The sequence below is a fragment of the Paraburkholderia sp. RL18-085-BIA-A genome, assembly GCF_046027075.1.
Lineage (GTDB): Bacteria > Pseudomonadota > Gammaproteobacteria > Burkholderiales > Burkholderiaceae > Paraburkholderia.
The window spans coordinates 1-6048 of the sequence record NZ_JARESU010000263.1 but is presented as its reverse complement, the minus strand read 5'-3'; the positions used below and the strand labels follow the sequence as shown (position 1 = coordinate 6048).

Annotated in this window: 5 protein-coding genes; 4 read left to right on the top strand and 1 reads right to left on the bottom strand. The window is 61.2% G+C overall.

From position 1 onward, the window contains the following. The first annotated feature begins 11 nt into the window (after nt 1–11). From P0D89_RS50455 to P0D89_RS50440, 4 genes are all read left to right on the top strand, one after another. Nucleotides 12–353, top strand: coding sequence for a HigA family addiction module antitoxin (locus P0D89_RS50455; RefSeq protein ID WP_408370238.1), 342 nt, complete (start codon nt 12–14; stop codon nt 351–353). Then, on the top strand, nt 350–712 hold the full coding sequence (locus tag P0D89_RS50450; RefSeq protein WP_408370233.1) for a hypothetical protein: 363 nt from the start codon (nt 350–352) through the stop codon (nt 710–712). The genes P0D89_RS50455 and P0D89_RS50450 overlap by 4 nt, the downstream gene beginning before the upstream one ends. A gap of 9 nt (nt 713–721) precedes the next feature. After that, nucleotides 722–2578 (top strand): UPF0149 family protein, encoded by a 1857-nt coding sequence (locus P0D89_RS50445; protein WP_408370230.1) that lies wholly within the window; start codon nt 722–724, stop codon nt 2576–2578. Nucleotides 2579–3489: 911 nt separating this feature from the next. Next, nucleotides 3490–4632, top strand: a complete 1143-nt coding sequence (locus P0D89_RS50440; RefSeq protein ID WP_408370226.1) for a YncE family protein — start codon at nt 3490–3492, stop codon at nt 4630–4632. Nucleotides 4633–5129: 497 nt separating this feature from the next. On the opposite strand, the gene P0D89_RS50435 is transcribed toward P0D89_RS50440, so the two are convergent. Beyond that, nucleotides 5130–6048, bottom strand: a 919-nt coding sequence (locus tag P0D89_RS50435) for a transposase (protein WP_408379268.1), incomplete at its 5' end; no start/stop codon positions are given.

Genomic DNA, 6048 nt, shown 5'->3' with positions numbered 1-6048 from the left:
GCGAGGAGGCAATGCTCGAGGAAGTCGCGGCGACGGCCTTGGAGCGGATCAGCGTGCACAACCCACCTCACCCTGGCGAAACGCTGCGTGATGACGTCCTGCCCGCGCCTGGACTGGCCGTGACCGCCGCCGCCGAACAGCTTGGCGTGACGCGCGCGGCACTCTCGCGCGTTCTCAACGGCAGCGCCGGCACCTCGCCGGAGATGGCGCTACGCATCGAGGGATGGCTCGGCGTCGATCGCGGCGGCCGCGCGGATCTTCGGATCGCGAAACAGGCGTCTTTCGACCTACGGCAGGCTCGCGCGCACGGCGCGCCGCACGTTGAGCGAGCGTACGATCTGGAGGCCGTGTGACGCCGATCCGCACCGCCGCCGAGTACGAGCAGGCATTGACAATCGTCAATGCCATCCTCGACATGATCGGCGACGACGAGGATCATCCGCTCGCCGAGGCGTTGGACTTGATCGCCAACCAGGTTGAGGCCTTGGAGGCCGTGCACGTGAAGTTCGACGCCGAGCTATACCACTACGACACGTGCGGGCGCGACGACGTCTGGCTCGAGAATGGCGTGATCTCCCGCCAGACGGAGTATGGACCGGCTAATTCGATTATCGACGCCGACGGCCTGCAGGCGTTGATCGATCGCGCCGGCCCCGGTCGCCTCGTGTTTCGCCATACTGACGCCGGCTGGGTAAGCACGCCGACCAGGTGAGGCTTAGCAGTGCCCTCCGAGATCCATCCGGCGACGTGGCGCTTTCTGGGTGGCATCCATCGTGAGTGGTATGCGCCGCGTCCGGAACTCACGCTTACCGACGACTGGCTGAGCGACATGCGCCGGGCACACGCCGCGCTGCTAGGCGAGGACATCCAAATCGATCGGATGCTTGCGCCGGCCACGCTGGAAGGGCTGCGCGACCGCGCGCTGCTGTCGGTGCTGCTGTATCACGGACTGCGCCGCGAGGAACTGTGCCTGCTGACCGTGCGCGACATCCAAGCGCGCCGTGGCGTCCCGCACCTGCGCGTGCACGGCAAGGGCGGCAAGACCCGCTACCTGCCGCTGCACCCGGGCAGCGCCGAACGGATCCACGCGTATCTGGAAGCAGCCGGCCACGTCGGGGAACCAGCCGCACCGCTGTTCCAGCCTGCGAAACGCCGGCGGGGCGCAACCCGGGGCGCGGCGATCACGGCCGATGGCGTCTATAAATGCGTGCTCGCGTACGCGGCGCAGGCGAAGATCGCGATCGACGGCTTCGGCGTGAACAGCCTGCGCGCGACCGCTGCGACCAACGCGCTCGAGCATGAGGCCGACATCGCGAAGGTGCAGGAAGGGCTCGGCCACGCGAACATCGCGACCACGCGGATCTACGACCGACGCAAGAGCCGCCCCGAAGAGATTCGCCGACGTTCAAGGTGGCATACTGAACCGGACGGCGCCGCAGCGGCGAAGAAGCGCCGGACGGACCGGCGCGCACGTGGGGTTGCCGGACGAGACCCGCGATCGCAGGCTCCTGCTGGAGAACCCATGAAAGACGAAATCGTACCCACACCACCGCTGAACGAAACAGAAATCGATCAGCTTGATGATTTCCTGACCAGCGATTCCGCTCCCGACGCGGCGATGGACGTTTCGATGATGGACGGGTTTATGACCGCGCTCGCCTCGGGGCCAAACCTGATGATGCCTGGCACCATGCTGGGTTGGATCTGGGATGCGGAGCATGGCCGGGACCTGCCGACGTTTGCCAGTGCTGACGAGTCAGAAGGCATCGTCGGGCTGATCATCCGGCACTGGAATAGCGTCAACGACATGTTGAACGATGCCTCCGCCGGGTACGAACCGCTCATCCTTGAACACGAATCAGATGAGCGAGTGATTTCGGTCATCGACGACTGGTGCGAGGGGTATTACAAAGGCATTGCCGTCGATCGGACAGCGTGGGCGCCGGTGCTCGCGGAGCACCCTGAATGGTTCACGGTGATCATGCTGTACGGCACGGAGGAGGGGTGGGATGAGCTGAAACGGCGAAAAGACAACCTCGATCAGCATCAGGCATTTGCCGGATCGCTCGCCAGGTCGGTGCAAGATATTCATCGCTACTGGGCCGAACAGCGCCGGCTGCAAATCGGGCGCGGTGGGATTCCCGGTGTGATGGCCCAGCGCGAGCCGCTTCGACGCGCACCGAAGGTTGGTCGTAACGACCCTTGCCCGTGCGGCTCAGGAAAGAAATACAAGCGCTGTCATGGCGTGCTCGAAGTGGCCACCGGTTCCGGAAGCACCGGGCATGGCTTTGCTCCGGAACATGCCAGACGTGTTCTGACTGACGCTCAAGAGTCGTTGACTGTTTCCCCGCTGAGTCGGCGCATCGCACGCGACGGCACTGCCGTTGAGGTTGAAATCTACGGTGATGGCAAGGGGGCGTGGCTACTCGAGGTGGTCGACGAATTCGGCAATTCGACCGTCTGGGACGATTCATTTCCGACTGATAGTGCAGCGCTCGCCGAAGCCATGAATGTGATCGACAGCGAAGGCATCGCGGCCGTGACTGGTTCGCCGCCAGTCAGCACAACGCGCCATTGACTGTGGTTACGTGGGTCCATGGGACACCCTGGAGATTTCCCAGGATATAGCGCGATGCGCAGACAAAGAATCGCCATCATCGGACGGCGGGTGACAAGGTAACCATGATCTCGAGCGCCCGACGTGAAAAGGGCGCTCCGGTTCATTGTGGGCCGCGTGCAGCATGCAGCCACCAAGTAAACTCGGACGTTCGGCGGCCGTGCACGGGGTTGTTTCGCAAACTGGCAACCGTTGCCGCTTGAAACTGTTGCTGGCCGCGCTTCGTGTTGCTCCGGCTATCCGACATTCCCCGGTTGCCTGACAGGCTTGGGATTTTTATTCCTTCTCACCCGTGCCGCCAAAACGATAGCTTGCGCAATTCCGGTTCAGCGTCGAAGGGCCGAATTTGTTAAGGCTTGTGCGACGCCTGCCCGCTGGCTCACCCGCGCGCTCACATGCATGCGGCTTCAGGGCAGGCATCGCACAACCCTTAACAGAGCACAACCCTTAACAGACTGAGACTGTCGCCGGGCGGTTCGTGCGACGACGCTCGCAGATAGAAATCGATCACACATAGGCTTTCGCGTTCCATACGAGCTGCCAACAATCCGTTAGTGAAATCAAAAACGTATCGACTGAATTTACCAATTCGAAGGTAATCGCATAACTGGTTGAATTGGCAATGAAATAGTCCGCCTTACACCCCAAATGGCACGCTTTTTTGCTCTGCAGCAAGATTACGTCTTCGACTTTACGCATTGCTCGTCTTATTGTGCTTGCGGAGGCCGCGTCCATTCGTGGCGTGGTCTCGCAACCTTGCAACCTTGCAACCTTGCAACCTTGCAACCTTGCAACCTTGCAACCTTGCAACCTTGCAACCAAAAATGGTCCCCGTTCCTGACCGAACATGCGGACCTATTCCGGAGACAACAATGAAAAGACAGCTTTGGTTCGCGTTAACGCTTGGCGCATCCGTTCTGCTCACCGCGTGCGGGGGAGGCTCGGACGTCACCTCCACTTCGCCGACCATCAAGACTGCCATCGCGGTACCCAATTCGGCCACCCCGCCGTTCAGTTTCGACATCAGTTACGCTGATAGCGGTAAGTACTTCCTTGCGGACCGCAACAACGCGGCGGTCGACGTGGTCGACACGAAGAGCAACACACTCATCGCGCAGATCAAGGGAACTGGCGCCACCGCCTTCACCGGCGTTAACTCGAACACCGATCTCGCCGGGCCTGATGGACTCGTCGGTATTCCCGGCACGAACACCCTTTATGCCGGCGATGTAAATTCGATCAAGGTAATCGACATCTCCGCGCAGCAAGTCGTCAGCACCATCGCAGTCCCACCACTCAAGACCGCCCCGCACCGCGTCGACGAAGGCTGCTACGACCCGGACGACAACCTGGTGATGTTTTCGAGTCCGGGCGAGACGCCTCCGACTGCGACTTTCATTTCGACGAAGACAAACTCGATCGTCGCGACGCATCAGTTTACGACGTCGTCCGGCCTCGAGGCGTGCGTCTACGACTCGAAGTCGAAAAGCTTCCTCGTCAACAACGACGGTACGCCGAGCAATCCGGCAGGTGAGGTGAACGTGATTGCCGCGAGTACGGTGGTCGCTAACGCACCGGTGGTGAGCAAGGTATTCCCGCTTGGCGCATGCGGGCCAACGGGACTCGAACTCGGTCCGAACAACGACATGCTGGTGGGCTGCGATTCGGCCGCCGGGAAGCCGCTTATCACGTTGATCCTCGATCGCACGACGGGGGTCACGCTTGCGAGTATTCCGTTCGGCGGAGTCGATCAGGTCGCATACGACGCAGTGTCAAACCGCTATTTTCTTCCGGCCCGTCATGAAACCGCGTCCGGCATCGCGGCCAGCTCCGGCTTCACGCCGATACTGGGCATAGTCGACGCGTCGACGCGCACGCTCATCGACAAACTGGCAGTGGGGACCGGCGTACATTCGGTCGCGGTGGATGGCGCTTCGGGTCAGGCGTACGTGCCCTTCCAGCCGGGAGTCGCGGCTTTCCCGAACGGCGGGATTCATGTCGTCACTACGCATTGAAGACGTATGAACCGCTGCCGGCGTGGAGGTTGCTGCACGATCCTCGCCGGTAGCGCTCCTTGAAGCTTGGGGGCTTCAAGGAGCGCGTTCCCGCTGCGCAAGAATGCATTGGGGTTGTCTGCTCCTCGCCGACTGGGAAGGTCGAGACCGACCGCCGACCCATAAAGCGGCCCGTCAACGCGTCGAACGGCAGACATCATTCGCCGACATCGTCTTGCTGCCACGAGCGGCTGTTATGGCCGATGACGCGACGCCCGTAATCGGCGGGCGAAGGTCCGCTGTCTGGGGCGAATCCGCCGGGTGAAGCTGACGCTTGAGCGTCCGCCTGGGCGTGCAGGCGAACGGCTGGAGATGGCCCGGACTGTGTCAAAACGCGTAGTCGGCGGATATTTGACGACGCGCTGTCTCGGTGGCAGATCGCGGCTTATCGATTGTGGCACGACAAACGTCAATTCAGCGCCGAACGTATTGCAAGGACCGCGAGCCGCGTGCGGGCTTCACGCCCGCATGGCCTTCATAATCGTTTCTGAACCGAGTAGCTTGATAGCCCGCTTCATGTTGTAGGCGAGCACGTGCAAGCTCATCTCGGTGCTCACCCGCCCGATGGTCCGTGTCAAGAAATGAGTGGCGCCCATCCAGGCCTTGATCGTGCCGAAGGGATGCTCGACGGTCTGTCGTCGGATACGCATCATGTCTGGGGCGAGATCAAGCCGGACCTGCATCTCTTCGAGCAATCCTTCGTGCTCCCAGCGCGTTACCCGGCGTTCGGTACTTGGAGTGCATTTGTCTTTCAACGAGCACTGTTGGCACTGTGAGCTCCAGTAGCGATCTAACTTCAGGCTACGTTCGGTTGTCTTGTAGCGCCATATGAGCCGCTCGCCCGCCGGACATCGATACTCGTTCTTCTCAGCATCGTAGATAAAATCCTCTTTGCTGAAGCGGCCGTCGGCGGTCGCGCCCGAGGTCTTCGTCTTCGGAACGAACACGCTTATTCCAGCCTCGTGGCATGCGAGTATCTCCTCGCTCTTGTAATAACCTCGGTCGGCAACTGCCGTAAGTTTATCGACGCCCATTTCCGTGCGCGCCAGCCTGGCCATCGATGCGAGTTGGTCTCGATCAATTCCGTCGTTGGTGACCTGGTGCGCGACAATCAGATGGTGCTTCGTGTCAACCGCCGTCTGGACGTTGTAGCCGACGACTCCCGTTCCCCGTGTCTTCATCGAACGCGCGTCCGGGTCCGTGAGCGAGACTTGCTTGTCGGGTGCCGCGTTGAGTTGCACCTCGATCTCCTTGAGGCTTCGCATCTGTTCCTTCAAGGCCGCAATCTTGTCCTGCAGTCGCGCTGTTCTGGCCTTCGCGATTGCAGGCTCCTGACGATCCGCTGTGTCCATTGCCTCGAGATAGCGAGCGATACTT